The 3601-nt window shown below is 57.8% G+C and carries 3 protein-coding genes; 2 read left to right on the top strand and 1 reads right to left on the bottom strand.

Going from position 1 to position 3601, the window contains the following annotated elements:
* Positions 1-169: 169 nt before the first annotated feature.
* A complete protein-coding gene (locus AC5EFR_RS20320) occupies positions 170-1069 on the bottom strand; it encodes a LysR family transcriptional regulator (protein ID WP_493577558.1) in 900 nt (299 codons plus the stop codon).
* 107 nt (positions 1070-1176) lie between these two features.
* Between AC5EFR_RS20320 and AC5EFR_RS20325 the strand changes: the two genes are divergently transcribed.
* The gene (locus tag AC5EFR_RS20325) at positions 1177-2367 is read left to right on the top strand and encodes a cytochrome P450 (protein WP_493577559.1); all 1191 of its coding nucleotides are present in this window, start codon (positions 1177-1179) and stop codon (positions 2365-2367) included.
* Between the two features lie 35 nt (positions 2368-2402).
* Positions 2403-3440 carry a TRAP transporter substrate-binding protein gene (locus AC5EFR_RS20330; RefSeq protein WP_493577560.1) on the top strand — a complete coding sequence of 346 codons (1038 nt, stop codon included), beginning with the start codon at positions 2403-2405 and terminating at the stop codon, positions 3438-3440.
* The last annotated feature ends 161 nt before the right edge of the window (positions 3441-3601 follow it).

Below are 3601 nucleotides of genomic sequence, written 5' to 3' on the forward strand. Positions count from 1 at the left end.
GGGCGGAAAGCGGAAGTTCGCTGCGATTTACTGTTGGATAGATCACCAATCGAGAAGCCGACATTCGTTTGTCAGCCGATGTGGTGCCAATGCTGAGCCACCGTACGCCGGTTCCGAGCCTCGTGTTACAATGCGATCAGTTCCTGTAGCCGTCCTAGAAGTAACCTTCCTATTTTAGGATACGGCCAACTGCTCCGGCGATCTGACTGCGTAGCCATACATGTGCCGTAGAAACATGCGTGCGCGACGTCCATTGAAGATCGATGGAAATCTTGGCCGACACGGGGCATTCGACCACGGTAACCGAGTCTCCGAACACCCTCGCCGTGCGGCGTGGCACCGTGGCGATCAAGTCGGTTTCGGTCAGAATGTCGGGCAGGTTCGCGGGGCTGGGCACTTCCATAGCCGTGTTGGGAGAGAGCCCGAGGTGTTCCAACTCGACCAGGAACTGCGATCGGAAGGTCCCACCGTAATTGACGACGATCTGAGGCGCAGCCACGTAGTCTTCAAGGCCCAGCAGCACTTTAGACAGCCGGTTGGTCGGGTCCATGATGCAAACATAGTCATCCGTGAACAGGGATCGCCGGTAATACCCTGCCTCCTCGATCCGAATTGGGCCGATCAGCATATCGCTTTCGCCACGTTTCAGTTGCTCTCGCCCCCGTACCTGGCTTGGAATGACGTTCAACCGGATGCCCGGGGCCTCGCGCCGCAGCATGCGAGTCAGTTCCGGCAGGATCGTCACTCGTTCATAGAAATTGCACGAAATACCAACCGTAAGTTCGGCTGATCTAGGATCGAAACGACGCGGCGCAGCCAGCGCCTCGAAGTCATCCACCATGCGGCTGGCCTTGTAGACGATTTCGACGCAGCGTTCGGTGGCAACGATCCCGCCGCCTTGCCGCACGAACAAAGGATCACCAAATACTTCGCGCAAGCGCCCTATCGTATAGCTCACGCTGGATTGACCGATGCCCAGGCTTTCGGCGGCGAGCGTGAAAGACCTGAGATCATGCACCGTGCGAAGACAGCGCAGTGCGGCAAAATCAAGTGTGAAGGGATCGACCAAAAGACACCTCATCAAATTATTTGATTCAGTAAATCAAATCCATCAGATGGACCAATGTCAATCCACACACTACCATCGTTTGACTGACTGGTTTTGGAGGAGACCACATGACAATCGCTGCCCTGGCTGATGTTCCCGTTGACGAGACAATTCAAATTTCTCAGCTGCAATCTGACCCGTACGCGATCTATCGCCGCCTGCGGACCGAGGCCCCGGTGGTGCGCATCCCGTCGATCAAGCGGATCATGCTGACCAAGGCCGCCGACACCAAGCATGTAAAGGAAAACTGGGAGCTGTTCTCGTCCGATGACCCGCTGACCCCGATGAAACGGGCATTTCAGGCGCAGACGCTGATGCGCAAGGATGGCGAAGTGCACAAGCGCGAGCGAAACGCGATGGCACCCGCCTTCAATCCCAAGGTCATCATGGGCTGCTGGCAGCCGATCTATACTAAGGTGGCCGAGGAGTATATCGGCCGGCTACCCCGGGGGGAGACCGTGGATCTGTTTAGCGACCTTGCGGCGCCCTATGCCGCGCGCTGTCTCACCCATCTTCTGGGCATCACCGAGGCCAGCGACGAGGACATGATCCGCTGGTCGCAGACACTGATCGATGGGGCGGGTAATTTTGGCGGTGTGCCAGAACTGTTCGAAGCTTCGGACAAAGCCAACGTCGAGATGGACGCACTGTTTGAAAAATGCTCCGAACGCGCCCGCGCCGAACCGGATCAAAGCGCAATGTCGGCCATGGTCAATGCCAAAGATCCTATCCCGAAATCCCAAATCCACGCCAATGTTAAAATCGCCATCGGCGGCGGTATCAACGAACCGCGTGACGCGCTTCTGACCATTCTTTACGGGCTTTTCACCAATCCCGATCAGCTTGAGGCTTGCGTCAAGGACGAGATGTGGCTAGCGGCGTTCGAGGAGGGAGTTCGCTGGGTTGCCCCGATCCAGGCGAGTTCGCGACTGGTCAATGAGGATACCGAAATCCGAGGCCACGCCATTGCCAAGGACGAGGTGGTTATGACCGTTCAGGCATCGGCTTGTCGCGACGAAGACCTCTATGACGATCCCGAAAGCTTCAATATCTTCCGACCCAAGGCTCCGCATCAGGCCTTTGGAAACGGACCGCATTTCTGCCAAGGCACCCATGTCGCTCGGCGCATGTTGGGACAGATCGTTCTGCCCATGCTGTTTGACCGTTTCCCCAACATGACACTGCCCGATCCGGATGCGGTGAAGTTCTGGGGCTTTGGCTTTCGCGGGCCGCTCAGCCTGCCGGTGACATTGAACTGACAAGACTTGAAAAACTGCGAACAGGGAGAAGCCACATGAAACGACGCAGCCTAATCCAAACCGCAGCAGCGGCAGCTCTTGCCCTTGGCGTCAGCGCGCCCATGGCAGATGCTCAGGACGTGACGCTCCGCCTGCACCAGTTCCTGCCACCACCTGCGACCGTGCCAAAACACATTCTCAAGCCTTGGGCCACCCGGGTCGAAGAGGCCGCGGGTGGCAAGCTCAAGATCGAGCATTATGACGCCATGGCGCTTGGCGGCACGCCGCCGCTTCTGATGGATCAGGCCATCGACGGGGTTGCGGATATCGTGATGACGGTGGTGGGCTATACGCCCGGACGGTTCCCCAAAACCGAGGTGTTCGAACTGCCCTTCATGATGACCGACCCGGTCGCCACTTCGAAGGCATTTCAGGAGCTTGTCGAAACCGATCTGCAGGATGGCGAGTATAAGGACGTCAAGGTGCTTGGCGCATGGGTCCACGGGCCGGGCGTGATCCATACGGCAGAAGGCGTGAGCAAGCTGGAGGACATGTCCGGCCTGAAACTGCGCGGCCCGACCCGCGTGATTACCGATATGCTCAAAGAGCTTGGCGCGACGCCGGTGGGCATGCCACTGCCCGCGATCCCCGAGGCTCTGTCCAAGGGTGTTGTGTCAGGCACGGTGATTCCGTGGGAAGTGACGCCGGCGATCAAGCTCAGCGATATGGTTACCCATCACACCGAGTTCACCGGCGATGAAGCGCTATATACCGCAACGATCATCATGGTGATGAACAAGGCCAAATATGACAGCCTGCCCGATGACATCCGTTCCGCGATTGACGCTGAGTCAGGCCAAAAACTGTCAGAGTTCGCCGCGCAGGTGATGTCTGACTACGACAAACCGGGCCGGGACATTGCCGAAAAGGCCGGGAACACCATCGTGCAGCTCTCGACCGAGGAGGTCGCGCGCTTCAAGGCCGCTTCGCAACCGGTCATCGCCCGCTGGATCGCAGAGATGGCGGGCAAAGGTGTCGATGGTAATGCCCTGATTGACCAAGCCAAAGCGTTGATCGAAAAACATGGTGGCTGAACGGCTTTGATAGAAATCAGGTACACCGTTCGAACTTTTGAGCGGTGTACCTTCAATCAGAACATTCGCATTTCGAGCACTTCGCGATCCGCCGACAAGGTCCGCTCTGGTGAAGCTGCGCCGCAGCAATCGTATAGGTCATTAACGGCAGGTCTGGGCCG

The organism is Pelagimonas sp. (genome assembly GCF_058892305.1).